A 15868-nucleotide genomic window follows, 5' to 3' on the forward strand; every position below is an offset into this window, starting at 1 on the left:
ATCAAACTCTCCATGAAGTGTTTGACTTGCTCGTTTTTGTGACCGAAGTCACGATTGACGAAGCTTGCGCTTCATTCATTTTTGTATTCCGTAGAATACGTTTTTTGCCTCATCGTTCAGTTTTCAAAGTTCGTCATTGTTTGTTTTGAAAATGGTGGGCCTAAGTGGACTCGAACCACCGACCTCACGCTTATCAGGCGTGCGCTCTAACCAGCTGAGCTATAGGCCCGTCAAAGCAAACAAAATATGGTGCACCCTGAGAGATTCGAACTCCCGACCCCTTGATTCGTAGTCAAGTACTCTATCCAGCTGAGCTAAGGGTGCGATATGGTGCGGTCGAGAGGACTTGAACCTCCACGATGTTGCCACCACTAGGCCCTCAACCTAGCGCGTCTACCGATTCCGCCACGACCGCAAATATGAAATTAAAAATGGTGTGTCATGCAGGATTCGAACCTGCGACCCTCTGATTAAAAGTCAGATGCTCTACCAACTGAGCTAATGACACATAAAAACTGGGCTGGAAGGGATCGAACCTTCGCGTGCTGGAATCAAAATCCAGTGCCTTACCACTTGGCTACAGCCCAAAAATGGCGGTCCTGACGGGATTCGAACCCGCGATCTCCTGCGTGACAGGCAGGCATGTTAACCGCTACACCACAGGACCGCAATTTGAAGTTGTAAACAACTCTTTAAAAAGAAATGGTGGAGGATGACGGGATCGAACCGCCGACCCCCTGCTTGTAAGGCAGGTGCTCTCCCAGCTGAGCTAATCCTCCATATGGTGACCCGTACGGGATTCGAACCCGTGTTACCGCCGTGAAAGGGCGGTGTCTTAACCGCTTGACCAACGGGCCATATCGTAATTAATAATTATTCTCAAGAAACATTTTCACATAAGAGGTCTGGCGGAGATGGAGGGATTCGAACCCTCGCACCAGTTTCCCGGCCTACACCCTTAGCAGGGGCGCCCCTTATAGCCACTTGGGTACATCTCCAAAAGAATGGCTCCGCAAGTAGGATTTGAACCTACGACCTACCGGTTAACAGCCGGTTGCTCTACCGCTGAGCTATTGCGGAACGTTACGTTCTGTTCGGAACACTTTTATATAGTAGCAACTTTTTTTCTTTCCGTCAATGCTTTTTTAAAAAAGTTTTTAGCGACGATAAGTTGTTTAGTTGCTGTCGTTTTGACGACTTCTATAATTTATCATGCTCCGAAATGAACGTCAACTACTTTTGTAAAAAATCTTTCCACGACATCGACCACATCGATATCTTTCCGTATTCATACGTCTTTTCCTTCTATATAATGTGCTGCATTTCTCACATTCATAAAGATAGGATTTTTTTTCGTCTTCTTGTCTTCTGGGACTGTATCGAAGCCCACCATAGCGCTCTAACCATTCCTTGAAGTCTTGATCTTGATGACGGTGTCCCATTCCTGCTAGATGTAAATGATAGTGACACAGTTCATGAATCACGATTCCGCGGAAGACTTTCATGTCATCGATATATCGTTTATTGAAGTCTAAATGATGATCGCCTAAGAAGTAGCGACCACCTGTCGTCTTCAGTCGTGGATTAAAATAAGCTTCATGTCGAAACGGTAAGGAAAATACGTCGAGCGAAAGTTGCTCGACGTATCGTTGTAATTGTTCATTCGTCATTTCGGCGGAACCAGTGTCAAACCAATCCGTCCCCGCTCTGGTTCAACATTTGTCACCCATACCGTCACGATATCCCCGACAGCGACGACATCAAGTGGATGTTTGACACGCTTACGACTAAGTTTCGAGATATGAATCAATCCATTCTCTTTCACTCCGATATCAACGAACGCACCAAAATCAAGAACATTCCGGACCGTCCCTTGGAACTCCATCCCGACTTGGATCATATCCATCGATAGAACATCTTGGCGAAGCAACGGTTTATCGAGCGCTTCCCGTGGATCACGACCCGGACGTTGTAACGCTTCGATGATATCACGTAGTGTTGGTTCTCCGATCTCGAGCGTCTGTGCCATCTCCGGTAATGACAATGTAGACAATTGTTCCCGCACCGCATCCGTTCCAACTTGATCAAGTGTTAAGCCTAATGTCTTGAACAACTTCTCGACTGTTTTGTACTGCTCTGGATGAATCGGCGTCCGGTCGAGCGGATGCGTACCTTCTAGAATTCGCAAGAATCCTGCAGCCTGCTCATATGCCTTTGCACCAAGACGAGGAACTTTCAATAATTCCTGACGCGTTTTGAACGTCCCAAGTTCCGAGCGACGTTCGACGATTTTTTTCGCTGTCGCCTTCGTGATTCCTGCGACATAACTCAAAAGCGGTTCTGACGCTGTATTAACATCAACTCCGACTTGGTTGACGACCGTCTCGACGACGAAATCAAGCGTCTCCTTCAGTTTCGTTTGCGAGACATCATGTTGATATTGACCGACTCCGACAGACTGCGGGTCGACTTTGACGAGTTCAGCCAGTGGGTCCTGCAGGCGACGCGCAATCGAAATCGCCGATCGTTGTTCGACTTGAAGCTCTGGAAACTCCGTCCGGGCAATCTCTGAAGCAGAATAAATACTTGCCCCTGCCTCGTCGACGATCGTAAAGGCGATATCTTTTTGCCCTTGCATCCAGTCCGCAACGAATGCTTCTGTTTCCCGTGAAGCTGTACCATTGCCAATCGCAATCAACTCGATTCCATATGTATCGACGAGCTGCGAAAGAGTTTGGTGTGCTTCTTTTGCTTTTTGTTCTGACATCGTCACGTAGATGACGCCGACTTCCTTCATTTCACCTGTCGGATCGATGACTGCCCACTTACATCCTGTCCGGTAAGCCGGATCAAGACCCAACATGACTTTCCCTTTCATCGGTGGTTGCATGTAGAGTTGACGGAGATTCTTACCAAAGACGTCAATCGCTTGGAGCTCTGCCTTTTCCGTCAGTTCATTTCGAATTTCTCGTTCGATGGCAGGAAAGACGGATCTTTTATAGCCCGTCGTGATTGCTGCTTCGACGATATCACGTTTCTTTGGCGCCAGTTGTGCGTAGGAACGAAGCAATGTCGGTAAAACCTGTTGTTCCTCTAACACGACTTTCACAGAGACGATTTTCAATGCTTCCGCACGGTTGATCGCAAGAATCCGGTGCGGAACGATCTGTTGGATCCGCTCACTGTAGGCATAATACTGTGCAAAGACGCCTTTTTCATCGACTGCATCCTTTTTTTGTTTCGTGACGATTTCTGCTGAACGGCGCATTTGCTTACGAATGAACTCACGCACCGTCGCTTGTTCGCCCCACTCCTCGGCAATGATCGATTGTGCCCCAGTCAGCGCTTCTTCCGAATCCAGCCCATTGCTCAAGCGATGGAATGTCGCTTCATCATAAGCAGACTTGTCGCGTAACCAGTCAGCAAGTGGCGCAAGCCCTGCTTCCCGTGCAATTTCCGCCTTCGTCCGACGTTTTGGTCGAAACGGTAAGTAGATATCTTCCACTTGTTGTAACGTCGTCGCTTCTTCAAGCGTTCGACGGAGTTCCGGCGTTAGTACACCTTGTTCCTCAATCTTTTCAAGGACGTCGCTCCGCCTGCTTTCAAGTTGCGTTAATTGTTTATGTCGATCGAGAATCGCTTTGATCGCGACCTCATCGAGTTCACCTGTCTGTTCTTTCCGGTAGCGGGCGATGAACGGAATCGTACCGCCTTCTTCCGTCAATTGTAAGACTGCTTTCACTTGCGCAGGACGTACATTCAATTCACTTGCGATTCTCTTTTCCATCTGCTTCACCTCTCATTCATTATACCGAAGAACGCATGGAAAAGAAAAAAGACTGACACGAGGTCAGTCTTTTGAGAATACTTCATTTGGTTCGACTTTGATTGCTTCACGTAACTTCTGTAAAGCGCGTCGTTGGAGACGGGAAACGTGCATTTGTGAAATGCCGAGTAGTTCACCCGTTTCTTTTTGACTCATATTGCGGTAGTAGGCACATTCGAGAATCGAACGTTCGCGATCCGTTAAGACAGCAAATGCCTTCTCAAGAATCAGACGCTGATCGACGGAGTCGTAGCCGTTTTCTTGATTCCCGACGAGATCGAGTAAGGTAACGGTACTACCTTCCTGATCTGCCTCAATCGAGCTATCAACGGATAACGCTTGATAGCTTTTACCCATCTCAAGTGTTTCGAGGACTTCCTCTTCCGATACTTCAAGACGCGCAGCAATCTCATCGATGCGCGGAGAGCGTTGCAACTCCGTCGTCAACTCCTCGACTGCCTTCTTGATTTTCGGTCCGAGTTCCTTGATGCGACGTGGAACGTGAACGCTCCATGTCTTATCGCGGATGAAACGTTTGATTTCACCGATGATCGTCGGAACAGCAAACGATTCAAAACTGCGACCGAATTCCTTATCGAAGCGACGAAGCGCTGCAAGCAACCCAATCATGCCGACCTGAACGAGATCGTCATGAATCGGTCGACCACGCGAGAACTTCCGGGCCAAAGCTTCTACCAAGTCTGAATAACGCTCGAGTAATGCCGCATGCACTTCCTCATCTTGGTCGTCCTGCTGATACAAATCAATCAGTCGAAGTACTTCATCATCACTGTGATGGCGTTGTTGAGACTTTGCTGGCACTTTGACCCACCTCATCTCTATTCATATATTTTGTCATATGGACAGTGACGCCGTTCGCTTTCTCGATCGTTACTTGATCCATCAATGCTTCGATCATCAAGATACCGAGTCCTCCTTCATGCAAGGAATCGAGATCGTGTGCATCCGTAATCGGTTCACTTTGGCGTTTGACCTCATCTTTATCGAACGTAATGCCGTTATCCTTGACGACAATCTCAAGACGATCATCCGGATAGACGTTACATGTCAAGGCGATGCTACCATCTTCTTTTCCTTCGTACGCATGTTGAACAGCGTTCGCACACGCTTCTGAGACAGCGATCTTGATATCTTCGATGTCATCATACGTGTATCCCATCCGGTTCGCGACGCCTGAAACCGTCAAACGGGCAATGGCTACATATTCCGGTTTTGCCGGTAATGTCATGTTTAGTTGTTCGTTCTTCATTGCGTTCCACCTCTTACACCACTATCGATTGTAATGATGCTTGAAAGACCTGTGATTTCGAATAGACGACGGATGCGTTCAGAAACGCCGACGAGCGTGAACGATGTACCGTTCTTTTTCGCTGCTTTGAGCGCTCCGACGAATACGCCGAGACCTGTCGAATCCATGTAGTGTACTTCATCCAAGTGGACGACGACATCGTTTGTTTCAACTGCCGGGACTAGTTCTTGACGAAGCTTTGGTGCTGTATACGTATCAATCTCACCTGCGATATAAAGATGCGTCTGACCGTCAAGCTGCTCTGTTTTAATTGTTAAATCCATCTTCAAGTTCCTCCTCAAGGAAAATCTGTCTATGTGGTCTTGCTATTCATCCTACCTCATCCCTTTATAAAAAGGTCACTTGGGTATGTTTCCCCATAAAGAAAACTTTAAAACCTATTTTATAAAAAAAGAGGTCAAAAAAAGTCGCATACGCTAGTATCGACTCTTCTTGTGTTGCGCTTCTATGTAAGTGCCTAAAAATCAACCAAGCCTAAGCTGATTGCGACGGCACTATTTACCTTCATCATCGTGTCTGGATCTAGATGTGTGACTTTATCCGTTAGACGGCGTTTATCAATTGTCCGGATTTGCTCAAGTAAGATGACCGAATCACGTTCTAATCCGTGTCGCTCTCGATATACTTCCACATGGGTCGGTAGTTTGGCTTTGTCGATCTGTGCCGTGATCGCAGCCACGATGACTGTCGGGCTGAATCGGTTACCAATATCATTTTGTAGAACAAGCACGGGACGAACTCCCCCTTGTTCCGATCCGACCACAGGTGACAAATTTGCATAAAACACGTCGCCACGTTTGACTATCAAAGCTTACACCCCGCTTACTTGACGTAGGAGTGAGAACTCCGCCTCCGTTTCAATCTGGAACATTTCGCCAACGATCGATAAATTGATTGCTGCCATTTCTTCGTAACCACGCTTCAATTCCTCACGTAGATGACGCTTGCGTTCTTCGGTCGTATGGTTCGACTTCATCCCAATCGTCTCCTTCGCTACATTTCGCTCAACAAACTGCATTTCCCGTTGTTGGACCAAGATAATGGCACCTCCAGATTCACTGAAACCTTAACGAACGACTCACTTTCTACTTCAATATATCAGTCGAATTCAGAAAATACAATCAAAATTCAAACAAATAACATATTTTTGCCATCTTATTGATGTCTTGTACGAATCATTGACGCGGAACACGCTTCGAGAATTGACAGAGAACTTCATAGTTGATCGTTCCGAGCCAATGGGCTGCTTCCTCGATCGGTGCCCCTTCTCCAATCAGGATGACTTCCGTTCCAATCGGATATTCCCGCGGTAAACGAATCATGAGCCGATCCATGCAGACACGACCGACGATTTCACACGGTAGACCGTCTACGATCAACGAATAGCCTTGGAACTTGCGTGACCAGCCATCCGCGTAACCGATCGGAACGGTACCGATCCATTCATCCGTCGGCGCGGTATAAGTCGCTCCGTAACTGATCGTTTGACCCGGCTCGACTTGTTTGACCTGCATCAGACGACTTTTCAGTGAAAATGCTGGTTTTAGAAATTCATAGTGACCTGCCATCTCATCCGACGGCATCGCTCCATATAATGCAATACCGACTCGAACGACGTTAAACGGTGCTTGACCTGCTAAGCGAATCGCTGCCGCCGAATTGGCACAGTGGACGTAACGGATATCCGGTACTAGTGCGACATACGATAAAAACGTCTCGAGCTGGCGTTCGAACAACCGACTGTTCAGCTCGTCAGCAGTCGCGAAATGCGTATAGATGCCTTCGAGCTCGACGAGATCATCATCACACTCAACAAGAATTCGCTTCAACTCATCGACATGTTGCAGTCCGAGTCGTCCCATTCCCGTATCGATCTTGATATGCAAGCGGAGATGATCGATTTCCGTCAAATGACGTTTCGCTTCCTGAAGCCAATCGGCTGAAAAGACAGGAACGGCGACATCATAATTCGAAGCGACTGGTGCATGTTCTGGTAGTAAGGCTTCAAGCATCAGAATCGGTGCTTGGATGCCCGCTTCGCGTAACTCAATCGCTTCTTCAAGGAGTGCGACAGCGAGTAAGTCGGCTCCGTTCTCAAGAGCGATCTCAGCGACTGTCACTGCCCCGTGACCATAGCCGTCCGCTTTGACGACTGCCATCACCTGTTGCTCGCCCATCCGTGTTTTGATTTCGCGTATATTATGTGCGATCGCTTCCCGATCGATTTCAATCCAAGTTGGTCGGTACATCCCATTCCCTCTTCTCTAATAAGACTTGCGCAGATGCATAATGCTCAGAATGTGTGATCGAAACGTGGATGACGCCATCGAATGGTCCACTCATGATCGGTCGCCCTGTCTCATCGTTTAAGACTTCAACGTCTTGCCAAGAGACTTCTTTTCCGATGCCAGTTCCGAATGCTTTGACGAACGCTTCCTTTGCGGCGAAACGTCCAGCGAGATACTCGATGCGACGATGTCCCGAGAGCGATTGAAATCGTTCCTGCTCTGCCTTGGTTAAGATTCTCCCAGCAAAACGTGGCTGTCGCTCGAGCGTTTGCTCGATTCGATTCAGTTCGACCAAATCGATTCCAATTCCATAAATCATCTGAGATGCCTCCACAGTTCTATTCTTCGCCATCTTCATATAGAATGAAGATGAAGCGAGGTGTTGTCATGTTTAGTCGAACGGAAAACCTACAAACGTTCACACGTTCTTATCCGGTCGTTTCGTTGTTCATTTTAATCCAAGTTGCCCTGTTTGTCATCGAACAGTTGGGCCCACTCCTTAATCTGACATTCTCTCCTCTAAATGCAGGGGCATCCATCAATCTCTTAATTGAACAAGGTGAATGGTGGCGTGTCGTCACAGCAACGTTCTTGCATTACGATTTTTGGCACATTGCGTTCAATACGTTTGCTCTCGTCATCTTCGCTCCACCACTTGAGCGGATGATCGGTCATGGTCGATTTGCAGCCTTTTACTTGCTCGTTGGTACGCTCGCGAACATCTTGACGTACTTCACGAAAATCAACGAACCGTTTTATGGTCAAGCTGGAGCATCGGGTGCCATTCTTGGTTTGCTTGGTTTTTATGTCTACTTGAGTCGATTCAAGCGGACGGTCATCCTAGCAGACGATACACGTCTTGTGTATATCTTTACTGCGGTCACGGCAGTCTTTACGTTGCTCGGATCGAACGTTGCTGTCTTTGGTCATTTGTACGGTTTCGTCCTCGGATTCCTCTTTGGATTCGTCTTTGGTAATCGTGCCGTCCCATTCACACGTCCGTTTCAAACCGGTCGTCGTTCGAGCGGTGGACCTGTCTTCGTAAGCGGTTCTGGTCAACTTGGTCGGATCTTCTTCTATATCATCATCGCATTTGCCGTACTCGGATTATTCTTCCGTTACTTGTAAACCAGCATGCAAAAAGGACTCCGCTACACGCGCGAGTCCTTTTTTGCTTATTTGCGAAGTACTTCTGCTAAGTCCTTCACGTCGTCAATCAGATTATGGATCGTTTCCTGATTATCCGTATAGAGTGCTTTTAATTCCTCAAAGCGCCCTTTTGGATCTTGTTTGACAGCAGACAATTGTGTTCCTGCGCCGCTGAATGTCCGTTTCACTGCTGCAAACTGCGCTTGGCGCGTATCTTTATGCAGTAGTGATAAAGTAGCGCCGACAAGTGCGCCACCAAGTGTTGCTACGACAAAATAGTTCTTCTTCATCTGTTAGTCCCCCTGCATCTCACTCATTTGTTGGTGGTACGATTTGATACCGTTTCATGACGGGAGAAGGCGCGAACGACTTCCCTGCCTCTTCAGCATACTGGTCTACCGTGAGACGTTCAACTGATTTTGCATAACGAGCCCCGTCGCTTGTCTCATGGAACTGAATCAATAAGACGAGATCCGTCCCCTTCTCGACACGTCCAATTCGAAAAGCCTGGAAGCCACCATATTCTGCTCCGATGACTTTCGGATTCGACATCACTTGATGTACGAATAAATCTCCGCTATTTTGATCTGCCGGAATCGACCAGTAGAAGAGACTGCCTTCATCCGAAAAATTTCCACGTGATTCGAGCAACGTGTAGGTATTGCCACTTTGAAAAGGTGATTTCGAGTCCGTCTCTATCCAGAGGATAGCGTCACCGCTTCCGCTAGCAACACGAATGTGAGCGTCCCGAGAACGAATTTGTTCAACAAACGAACCGCTACCGAATGTGATCGAAAGTTTAGATGGCATCACAGGCCTCCGCAAGTTGAAAGTCTTTTTCCGTCAATCCGTTTTCATCATGAGTCGTCGCCGCAAGTGTGACGTTTTTATAGTCAATCACGATCCGTGGATGATGATTCAAGTTTTCGGCGATACTCCCGACTTCCTGTACGAAATCCAGTGCCGCAGGAAACGATGGAAGTGTATACGTTCGGACGATTTCATCATCGACGATACTCCAATCCTGCAATCGTTCAAGACGCTCTTCCACTTCATACTCATTCAACCTAGCCATCCCTTTCTCCTCCTCTACTATCATTTTCGTCCTATACTTTATACCCCATTCTATTACTTCTCTATACCTGTTTGTATCCGATTTCTTCCTTTCGCCTTCTATGTGAGATAGAGTACAATGTGAAAGAGAACACTAATTCAAAACCGAAAGGGGCTCACGCACATGCGCGCTCTGATTGTCATTGATTACACGATCGACTTCGTTGCTGACGAAGGGAAGCTGACTTGTGGAAAACCAGGACAGGCGATTGAAGACCGGATCGCTACATTGATGGAGGAATTTTCAACAGAGGACTACGTCGTCATTGCCAACGATATTCATGAGGAAGGTGATACGTTCCATCCGGAAACTGTCCTTTTCCCGCCGCATAATATTCGCGGAACACATGGACGTGATTTGTTTGGGAAAGTCGCAGCCATGGCACGTGTCGCTGATCACGTCATTGATAAGACGCGTTACAGTGCGTTCGCCGGGACGGACCTTGATTTACGCTTGCGTGAACGTGGTATCCGCGAAGTCCACCTCGTCGGTGTCTGTACGGACATTTGTGTCCTTCATACAGCTGTCGATGCCTACAATCTCGGGTATCATATCGTCGTCCATGCCGATGCGGTCGCAAGCTTTAACGCGACGGGTCACGACTGGGCGCTTACACACTTTAAACAATCGATCGGCGCAGAAGTCGTCGGCGAATAAGAAGGGATTTGTCCGTTATGTTACAACGTAATCTTGCACTCCATACCGATCTATACTTACCACGGTGGATGTATATCTACTGGAAAGAAGGACGTCACAATGAACGTGCCGTCTTCGATGTCTACTACCGTTCGAATCCGTTTGCAGGAGGGTATGTCGTCTTTGCGGGTCTTGAGAACATCATCGAGTACATTCAAACACTCCGTTTCACGGAAGAAGACATCACGTACTTGCAAGAGATGATCGGCTTCCCAGATGAATTCAAGGATGAACTGCGTCAATTCAAGTTCAACGGTTCGATTTCCAGTGTCAAAGAAGGTGAGATCGTCTTCCCGAACGAACCATTGATTCGGATCGAGGCACGAATTTTTGAAGCGAAACTCTTACAGACCGCGATTTTGAACATCGCGAACCATGAATCACTCATCGCGACGAAATACGCACGCATTCGTCAATCGGCACCCCGTGCGAAGTTTCTTGAAGCCGGTGCCCGACGTGCGCAAGGCATCGATGCTGCTTACTTCGGAACGCGTGCTTCGTACCTCGCTGGTTTTGACGTCACAAGTCTTGCTTCAGCAGGACGCGATTTCGGAATCCCATGTGGCGGAACGATGGAACATGCCGACATTCAATTCCATGATGATGAACTAACAGCATTCCGGACATTTGCTTCTCACTATCCGGATCAATCGACGTTACTCGTCGATACGTATGACACACTCAAGAGTGGTCTGCCGAATGCCATCACGGTCGCAAAGGAACTCCAAGCCAAAGGACATAAACTGCGCGGAATCCGGATCGATTCTGGTGACTTATCTTATTTGTCAAAACGTGCTCGTAACATGCTTGACGAAGCCGGCTTCCCGGAAGTCGACATCGTCTTGTCAGGGGATCTCGATGAGTACGTCATCCAAGATTTGCGCATCCAAGGCGCCCAAGCGAATACGTTCCTCGTCGGAACACGTGGTATTACAGCTTACGAGCAACCCGCTCTCGGAATGGTCTATAAACTGGTCGCGCGTGAAGTAGACGGCGAACTCACGCCTGTCATCAAAGTGTCCTCGTCAAAAGCCAAGACGACGACACCACACATCAAGGAAGTCTATCGCATCATCGATCCGGTGACGGATAAGTTTAAAGGGGATTACGTGACGTTGATGGACGAGGATCCATCGACACTTGAAGCCGTCGATCTCATCGACGTCCGGGACCCATCGTTCCGTAACCGTGTGGAGCAGTTCAAGGTCGAACGCTTGCTTGAACCGATCTTCAAAGATGGAGAGCTAATTTATACAGTTCCAACGATTGAAGAGATCCGTCACTTCCATGAAACGCAGATTGGTCGTCTTTGGGAGGAGTACAAACGTCTCCGTTTGCCAGAGATTTATGCCGTCACATTCAGTGACCGTCTCTGGAAACTCAAACTCGACATGATTCGGGAAACACGACTCACGAGTGGTTTAAAATAAGACGCACAAACAAGCGCCGTTCTTCCTCCCTCAGGATGAACGGCGCTTTTCTCATGTTAATCCTGCTTCGTTTCCGACAGGTGTCATTTCTGTTGGCGCTTGTTCCATCTTCTTACGAAAGTACCACGCGAAACCAAGCGCACCTCCGATGAAGACGATATACGTTATGCGTTGACCGAATTCTGCTAAGGAATCCGCGTAAAAAATACTGATTAAATGATCACTTCCACTAATGAGTAGCAAACAGGCAATCAGGAGCGCAATGCGATATGCAAGCGTCGGGCGGTCTGTCGGTTCAGCATGCCAATACATGATGATATGGTGGGCAAGTAAGACAATACCCAGGATTCCTAATATTCCAATGAGTACTTGCGGCATAATGAACGATCCTCCTGTTAGTAATATCTAGTCTTATTTAAACATAGTTCATACGAATTTCGTCAGGAAAAGTTTCCCGTCCCACATTCCTCACGGTATACTGTAGAAAAATCGTAAGCGATCAAGGGAGGGCATTTTTTCATGAAAACCTTTAAATTATGCACATTGCGCATTTTAATGGACGAGTCAGGACGTGATACGACGATTCCCGTCGCCATTCAAGACGGACTAACGGTCAGTACCGAACAAACGGCACAATGGGTCGCAGAAATCGTCGTTCCTTCGAGCGATCAGCCGATCGTCGATGAATTGTTCACAAAACATTTACGTGCTTTGATTGAAATCACGATCTCACGACCCGATAATGACCCTGCCGCGATGATCGTCACGCCTCTTGAACGGACTGCCTTAAGCGAACACGTCTCCTATGTCTTCACTGGTAAGATGGTCATGATGAAGAATGATTTATCCGAATCGATCTTACGTGAAGTCGTCGAAGATGGATTCGCTGGTGAGGAACTCGTCCAAGAATACAAGGATCGTCGTTCAAAACGCGGTGCACATATCACGAGTATCGCTAAAGAAACATTTAAACAGTATCTAGCAGAACATCCAGAAACACCGATTTCTTAAGGTTTTTCGACTTCGTCCGTGATGTGATCCGCTACATTGATTCGATCAATCGTATAGTGGTCCGTATATTGGATATAATTCGCACATGCATTTTTCAAAGGTGTCCGGTAACTGAATGTCTCATCAATCGACGATAAGGCTGCTTTGATCGTATGCGAGTGACAGACGATTAAGATTCGTTTCCCCTCATACGTTCGTGTCACTTCCTGTAATGCTTCGAATACGCGATCCTGAATCGCTTGTTCCGTTTCAAGACCCGGAACACGTTTCGTATCGTTCGCTTGAACAGCTTCATAAATCGACGCAACCGGTTCACCGGAAGCAGCTCCGAATTCGCGTTCGACAAGTCGCTCGTCTGTCGCTGTAATCGTTAAACCAACAGCACGACCGATGATTTCTGCTGTCTCAACGGCACGCGACAAGGGACTTGCTAATAAGACATCCCACTTTTCATTCGATAGATAAGCGGCACTGAGTTCCGCTTGTCTTTTCCCTGTTGCATTCAACGGGATATCTTCTCTTCCCTGAATCCGTTCGTTTAAGTTCCAATCCGTCTGACCATGCCGCACTAAACAAATTTCAGTCATGTCTCTGTCTCCCTCATTTAAGAAATATGACTGATTGTATCATGTTTTCCATTCGGAAGTTGTCGTGGTGGCAACAGTAGTACCTGACAGGTGAAACGTTCAATTCGTTCAAGCAATCGCTCGATCTTTAACGGATTTTCCGTCTGAGCGAAACTGGCAAGTGAGTGGGTGCCATTCGGAAAGGAAAACAAACGAACATCTGCTCCGACATCTGCTCCCTTCTCAACGAAATGCAAGGCTTGAGAAAATGGGACGATTGGATCTTTTTTACCGTGCAAGAGCATGATGGGCGGGGCATCCGATGTTAGGTGCGTGACGGGTGAGACGTGCGTCATCAGCTTGCGCCATTCTTCTCGTCCCCCCTTGTAGAACTTAATGTGGGCAATCCAAGTCTGAATGAAATTAAACAACAAAAAGTTCGTCGGTGGATATAAAGCGATCACACCACTGATCAATGGCATGTGGCGCTCATCACGCTCACCAACGAAAGCAGATGGGGCAAGTGCCGTCGTCAGCATGAGTGCGGCTCCGGCTGAGTCTCCCCATACCATCATCCGTCCTCTTAGAATGCGAAGACCCTCTGCTTCCTTATTCAAAAAACATAACGCATCCCGTACATCTTCGAGGTTATCCGGAAAATAACTGCCCTCTTCGAACAAACGATACTCAATACTACAGACGGCAACTCCGAGTTCAAGCAGACGGTCGACGATTGGACTAAAGCAGAACATGTCATCGCGCTCTCCACGAACGAATGCACCACCGTGTGCATAGATGGCAACTGGAAACGGTCCTTCTCCCGGTGGATAATAGAGATCGAGCTGTAAGATGCGGTTTCCCACCTGTTTGTAGGTGAGCGTCCGCGGTGCAAGTTGTTTTTCTGTGAGTGGCAAGGCGGGTTCGGTCCATCGAAGCAATGCACCATAATTGTTCCAGATACTCGCTCCCGCTGCTGCCGTCGTCAATAACGCAGCTCCCCCCATTAGCCATGCAGTTTCACGTTTCACTTGATCACCTCCAAAAGACGTGCTAGTTTCTTCACTTTATTATCCTTCTACCCCGTTTTAAAAGAAGTCGAACGTCTCGGTATTCGTACTTGACGCTTCACCAGCGTTCCGCTATAGTGAGAAAGTCCAAATCGGAATAGTTACGTTTTAATAATGGAGGTATCATATAATGAAAAAAATCATTCCCGCTTTAACAGTCGCTTTCGCAAGTGCAAGTGTTCTCGCTGCTTGCGGTTCGAATACCGATTCATCGACTTCAGATAAAACCCAGACAGAAGTCTATGCATCAACGTTCGCGACGGCTGCTATTGCCCGCGAAATCGGAGGGGATCAAGTCAACGTCAAGATGATCGTCCCACCTGGAGCAGACCCCCACTCTTACGAGCCGACGTCAAAACAACTCACCGAGATTGCTAAGGGCGACTTGTTCCTCTTAACCGGTACGACGCTCGAGCCGTATTCGAAAAAAATCCAGGAGAGTCTAAAAGGCACGGATGTCCGCTTCGTCGAGACGAGTAAGGACGTCAACTTACTAGAATCGGATGCTACACTCCATGCACATGAAGAAGAGGGGCATAGTGAAGACGAACATGCCCACGAAGAAGAAGGGCACGATGATCACGCAACGGATAAACCTGCGCATGAAGAAGAAGGCCATGACCACGGAAAATACGATCCACACGTCTGGCTCGATCCTACCAACGCAAAAGCAATGGCACGTTCCATCACAGTCGCTCTATCAAAAGAAATACCAAAAGACAAAGCGACATTCGAGAAAAACTTAAAAGCGTTCGATCAGCAAGCTGACGCACTAGATAAAGAATTCAAACAAGCCGTCGCTGATGGATCGAAAAAAGAACTTCTCGTTACGCATGCCGCTTACGGTTACCTCGCAGAACGATATGGTTTCACGCAACTGCCGATCGCGGGAATTTCTCCTTCCGATGAACCGTCACAAAAGCAACTGGCTGCTTTAGTGAAAGAAGCACGGATGCATGATTTGAAATACGTCGCGTTCGAAGAAACGGTCTCACCTAAGGTCGCACGTGTCATTCAAAAAGAAATCGGAGCTGAATCCGTGACGATTCATAATCTAGAGTCCGTCACGAAAGCACAGCAAAACAGCTCTTATTTTAAATTGATGGAAGAAAACGTCCAGACGTTAAAACAAGCACTTCAGTAAAGTACAGTTGACACGCGTTACTCAATGCGGTACGGTAAGAAACGTGTTTTAAACAATTGAATGACTTCTTTTTATCGCGAGAAACGGAGGGACTGGCCCAATGATGTTTCGGCAGCGGACGATTTGATTCGTACTGTGCCAAATCCAGCAAGCGAAAGCTTGAGAGATAAGAAGAGCGTCTTTATTTCATAAAGACCTCCTTCTTTCTTGCGAAGGGGTCTTTTTTGTATCTTTGAGAAACGAGGTG

General features: G+C 47.5%; 20 protein-coding genes, 10 tRNA genes and 1 riboswitch. Of the genes, 5 read left to right on the top strand and 25 right to left on the bottom strand.

The window, feature by feature from the left end:
* Positions 1–152: 152 nt before the first annotated feature.
* The 19 genes from B4C70_RS04055 to acpS all read right to left on the bottom strand — a co-directional run bounded on the left by B4C70_RS04055 (position 153) and on the right by acpS (position 7763).
* Positions 153–229 (bottom strand) — tRNA-Ile (locus B4C70_RS04055).
* An 18-nt stretch (positions 230–247) separates the two neighbouring features.
* Positions 248–324: transfer RNA gene (locus tag B4C70_RS04060), tRNA-Arg, on the bottom strand.
* A gap of 4 nt (positions 325–328) precedes the next feature.
* Positions 329–415: transfer RNA gene (locus B4C70_RS04065), tRNA-Leu, on the bottom strand.
* Positions 416–432: 17 nt separating this feature from the next.
* Positions 433–508: transfer RNA gene (locus B4C70_RS04070), tRNA-Lys, on the bottom strand.
* Between the two features lie 7 nt (positions 509–515).
* Positions 516–587 (bottom strand) — tRNA-Gln (locus B4C70_RS04075).
* Between the two features lie 4 nt (positions 588–591).
* Positions 592–667: transfer RNA gene (locus tag B4C70_RS04080), tRNA-Asp, on the bottom strand.
* Positions 668–703: 36 nt separating this feature from the next.
* Positions 704–779 (bottom strand) — tRNA-Val (locus tag B4C70_RS04085).
* A gap of 3 nt (positions 780–782) precedes the next feature.
* Positions 783–857: transfer RNA gene (locus B4C70_RS04090), tRNA-Glu, on the bottom strand.
* Between the two features lie 49 nt (positions 858–906).
* Positions 907–998 (bottom strand) — tRNA-Ser (locus B4C70_RS04095).
* A gap of 7 nt (positions 999–1005) precedes the next feature.
* Positions 1006–1080 (bottom strand) — tRNA-Asn (locus B4C70_RS04100).
* A gap of 149 nt (positions 1081–1229) precedes the next feature.
* Complete coding sequence (locus tag B4C70_RS04105; protein WP_195865960.1) at positions 1230–1670, bottom strand: SprT family protein; 441 nt, start codon at positions 1668–1670, stop codon at positions 1230–1232.
* On the bottom strand, positions 1667–3787 hold the full coding sequence (locus tag B4C70_RS04110) for a Tex family protein (RefSeq protein WP_290777128.1): 2121 nt from the start codon (positions 3785–3787) through the stop codon (positions 1667–1669). The genes B4C70_RS04105 and B4C70_RS04110 overlap by 4 nt, the downstream gene beginning before the upstream one ends.
* 63 nt (positions 3788–3850) lie before the next feature.
* Positions 3851–4648, bottom strand: coding sequence for an RNA polymerase sigma factor SigB (gene sigB, locus B4C70_RS04115; protein ID WP_023469620.1), 798 nt, complete (start codon positions 4646–4648; stop codon positions 3851–3853).
* Positions 4614–5096, bottom strand: a complete 483-nt coding sequence (rsbW, locus tag B4C70_RS04120; RefSeq protein ID WP_023469621.1) for an anti-sigma B factor RsbW — start codon at positions 5094–5096, stop codon at positions 4614–4616. The genes sigB and rsbW overlap by 35 nt, the downstream gene beginning before the upstream one ends.
* Positions 5093–5419, bottom strand: a complete 327-nt coding sequence (locus B4C70_RS04125; protein ID WP_023469622.1) for an STAS domain-containing protein — start codon at positions 5417–5419, stop codon at positions 5093–5095. The genes rsbW and B4C70_RS04125 overlap by 4 nt, the downstream gene beginning before the upstream one ends.
* 194 nt (positions 5420–5613) lie before the next feature.
* Entirely contained in the window at positions 5614–5964 is a 351-nt protein-coding gene (locus tag B4C70_RS04130; RefSeq protein ID WP_023469623.1) for a type II toxin-antitoxin system PemK/MazF family toxin, read from the bottom strand.
* Between the two features lie 3 nt (positions 5965–5967).
* Positions 5968–6192 (bottom strand): hypothetical protein, encoded by a 225-nt coding sequence (locus tag B4C70_RS04135; protein ID WP_290777130.1) that lies wholly within the window; start codon positions 6190–6192, stop codon positions 5968–5970.
* A 139-nt stretch (positions 6193–6331) separates the two neighbouring features.
* Positions 6332–7405, bottom strand: a complete 1074-nt coding sequence (alr, locus tag B4C70_RS04140) for an alanine racemase (RefSeq protein ID WP_290777132.1) — start codon at positions 7403–7405, stop codon at positions 6332–6334.
* Complete coding sequence (gene acpS / locus B4C70_RS04145; RefSeq protein WP_290777134.1) at positions 7383–7763, bottom strand: holo-ACP synthase; 381 nt, start codon at positions 7761–7763, stop codon at positions 7383–7385. The genes alr and acpS overlap by 23 nt, the downstream gene beginning before the upstream one ends.
* 68 nt (positions 7764–7831) lie before the next feature.
* On the opposite strand from acpS, the gene B4C70_RS04150 reads away from it, so the two are divergent.
* On the top strand, positions 7832–8572 hold the full coding sequence (locus tag B4C70_RS04150) for a rhomboid family intramembrane serine protease (protein ID WP_064300646.1): 741 nt from the start codon (positions 7832–7834) through the stop codon (positions 8570–8572).
* A gap of 47 nt (positions 8573–8619) precedes the next feature.
* Here B4C70_RS04150 and B4C70_RS04155 read toward each other — a convergent pair whose 3' ends face one another.
* From B4C70_RS04155 to B4C70_RS04165, 3 genes are read right to left on the bottom strand one after another with little or no spacing between them, the layout of a single operon-like run.
* On the bottom strand, positions 8620–8883 hold the full coding sequence (locus B4C70_RS04155; RefSeq protein WP_023469628.1) for a hypothetical protein: 264 nt from the start codon (positions 8881–8883) through the stop codon (positions 8620–8622).
* Between the two features lie 19 nt (positions 8884–8902).
* Positions 8903–9403, bottom strand: coding sequence for a hypothetical protein (locus B4C70_RS04160; protein WP_035412198.1), 501 nt, complete (start codon positions 9401–9403; stop codon positions 8903–8905).
* A complete protein-coding gene (locus B4C70_RS04165; protein ID WP_035412195.1) occupies positions 9393–9668 on the bottom strand; it encodes a 4a-hydroxytetrahydrobiopterin dehydratase in 276 nt (91 codons plus the stop codon). The genes B4C70_RS04160 and B4C70_RS04165 overlap by 11 nt, the downstream gene beginning before the upstream one ends.
* Before the next feature lie 162 nt (positions 9669–9830).
* On the opposite strand from B4C70_RS04165, the gene B4C70_RS04170 reads away from it, so the two are divergent.
* Positions 9831–10364: a cysteine hydrolase family protein gene (locus B4C70_RS04170; RefSeq protein WP_056059910.1), complete on the top strand. Its 534-nt coding sequence runs from the start codon at positions 9831–9833 to the stop codon at positions 10362–10364.
* 17 nt (positions 10365–10381) lie between these two features.
* Positions 10382–11833: a nicotinate phosphoribosyltransferase gene (locus tag B4C70_RS04175; RefSeq protein WP_290771906.1), complete on the top strand. Its 1452-nt coding sequence runs from the start codon at positions 10382–10384 to the stop codon at positions 11831–11833.
* Between the two features lie 51 nt (positions 11834–11884).
* On the opposite strand, the gene B4C70_RS04180 is transcribed toward B4C70_RS04175, so the two are convergent.
* Entirely contained in the window at positions 11885–12211 is a 327-nt protein-coding gene (locus tag B4C70_RS04180; protein WP_029342848.1) for a hypothetical protein, read from the bottom strand.
* A gap of 141 nt (positions 12212–12352) precedes the next feature.
* On the opposite strand from B4C70_RS04180, the gene B4C70_RS04185 reads away from it, so the two are divergent.
* On the top strand, positions 12353–12844 hold the full coding sequence (locus B4C70_RS04185) for a YwpF family protein (RefSeq protein ID WP_035412187.1): 492 nt from the start codon (positions 12353–12355) through the stop codon (positions 12842–12844).
* Here the strand turns inward: B4C70_RS04185 and B4C70_RS04190 are convergent.
* A complete protein-coding gene (locus B4C70_RS04190) occupies positions 12841–13431 on the bottom strand; it encodes a histidine phosphatase family protein (RefSeq protein WP_290777138.1) in 591 nt (196 codons plus the stop codon). The genes B4C70_RS04185 and B4C70_RS04190 overlap by 4 nt on opposite strands.
* A 17-nt stretch (positions 13432–13448) precedes the next feature.
* Entirely contained in the window at positions 13449–14438 is a 990-nt protein-coding gene (locus B4C70_RS04195; protein ID WP_290777140.1) for an alpha/beta hydrolase, read from the bottom strand.
* Between the two features lie 169 nt (positions 14439–14607).
* Between B4C70_RS04195 and B4C70_RS04200 the strand changes: the two genes are divergently transcribed.
* Positions 14608–15621, top strand: a complete 1014-nt coding sequence (locus tag B4C70_RS04200) for a metal ABC transporter solute-binding protein, Zn/Mn family (protein ID WP_290777142.1) — start codon at positions 14608–14610, stop codon at positions 15619–15621.
* Between the two features lie 68 nt (positions 15622–15689).
* Positions 15690–15794: riboswitch (SAM riboswitch) on the top strand.
* The last annotated feature ends 74 nt before the right edge of the window (positions 15795–15868 follow it).

Source organism: Exiguobacterium sp. UBA5002 (assembly GCF_002396765.1).
Classification (GTDB): domain Bacteria; phylum Bacillota; class Bacilli; order Exiguobacteriales; family Exiguobacteriaceae; genus Exiguobacterium_A.

Excerpts from the sequence above, each read along its gene's own strand:
- B4C70_RS04190 (WP_290777138.1), bottom strand. The coding sequence starts at position 13,431 with ATGACTGAAATTTGTTTAGTGCGGCATGGTCAGACGGATTGGAACTTA.
- B4C70_RS04155 (WP_023469628.1), bottom strand. The coding sequence starts at position 8,883 with ATGAAGAAGAACTATTTTGTCGTAGCAACACTTGGTGGCGCACTTGTC.
- B4C70_RS04105 (WP_195865960.1), bottom strand. The coding sequence starts at position 1,670 with ATGACGAATGAACAATTACAACGATACGTCGAGCAACTTTCGCTCGAC.
- B4C70_RS04175 (WP_290771906.1), top strand. The coding sequence starts at position 10,382 with ATGTTACAACGTAATCTTGCACTCCATACCGATCTATACTTACCACGG.
- B4C70_RS04170 (WP_056059910.1), top strand. The coding sequence starts at position 9,831 with ATGCGCGCTCTGATTGTCATTGATTACACGATCGACTTCGTTGCTGAC.
- rsbW (WP_023469621.1), bottom strand. The coding sequence starts at position 5,096 with ATGAAGAACGAACAACTAAACATGACATTACCGGCAAAACCGGAATAT.
- B4C70_RS04150 (WP_064300646.1), top strand. The coding sequence starts at position 7,832 with ATGTTTAGTCGAACGGAAAACCTACAAACGTTCACACGTTCTTATCCG.
- B4C70_RS04165 (WP_035412195.1), bottom strand. The coding sequence starts at position 9,668 with ATGGCTAGGTTGAATGAGTATGAAGTGGAAGAGCGTCTTGAACGATTG.
- B4C70_RS04110 (WP_290777128.1), bottom strand. The coding sequence starts at position 3,787 with ATGGAAAAGAGAATCGCAAGTGAATTGAATGTACGTCCTGCGCAAGTG.
- B4C70_RS04180 (WP_029342848.1), bottom strand. The coding sequence starts at position 12,211 with ATGCCGCAAGTACTCATTGGAATATTAGGAATCCTGGGTATTGTCTTA.
- acpS (WP_290777134.1), bottom strand. The coding sequence starts at position 7,763 with ATGATTTATGGAATTGGAATCGATTTGGTCGAACTGAATCGAATCGAG.
- B4C70_RS04200 (WP_290777142.1), top strand. The coding sequence starts at position 14,608 with ATGAAAAAAATCATTCCCGCTTTAACAGTCGCTTTCGCAAGTGCAAGT.
- B4C70_RS04185 (WP_035412187.1), top strand. The coding sequence starts at position 12,353 with ATGAAAACCTTTAAATTATGCACATTGCGCATTTTAATGGACGAGTCA.
- alr (WP_290777132.1), bottom strand. The coding sequence starts at position 7,405 with ATGTACCGACCAACTTGGATTGAAATCGATCGGGAAGCGATCGCACAT.
- B4C70_RS04125 (WP_023469622.1), bottom strand. The coding sequence starts at position 5,419 with ATGGATTTAACAATTAAAACAGAGCAGCTTGACGGTCAGACGCATCTT.
- B4C70_RS04160 (WP_035412198.1), bottom strand. The coding sequence starts at position 9,403 with ATGCCATCTAAACTTTCGATCACATTCGGTAGCGGTTCGTTTGTTGAA.